This window comes from Sphingobium sp. (assembly GCF_041987595.1).
Taxonomy (GTDB): Bacteria; Pseudomonadota; Alphaproteobacteria; order Sphingomonadales; family Sphingomonadaceae; genus Sphingobium.
Genome location: NZ_JBHIWJ010000044.1, coordinates 1 through 242, shown reverse-complemented (window position 1 = coordinate 242; position 242 = coordinate 1). Strand labels below are relative to the sequence as shown.

The 242-nt window shown below is 65.3% G+C and carries 1 protein-coding gene; it reads left to right on the top strand.

Annotated features, from left to right (window positions below; all coding sequences use genetic code 11):
- Positions 1–242 (top strand): MobA/MobL family protein (locus ACFC3J_RS12625; RefSeq protein WP_375196521.1); only part of this gene is annotated, 242 nt, incomplete at both ends.

Sequence of the window (242 nt, the reverse complement as noted above, 5' to 3'; positions counted from 1 at the left end):
CCGCACGCCCATGTGATGCTCGGCATGCGCGAAGTCTCCGTAGGCGAAGATGGGGAGGCCGGCTTCGGCGCCAAGGTGCGCGAGTGGAACAAGACCGAGCTTCTCACCCACTGGCGCGAAGCCTGGGCCGAACATGTCAATGAAAGGCTGGCCCAGCTCGACATCGACGCCCGGATTGATCACCGATCCCTGGAAGCGCAGGGCATCGACCTGGAGCCGCAGCACAAGATCGGTCCGGCCGC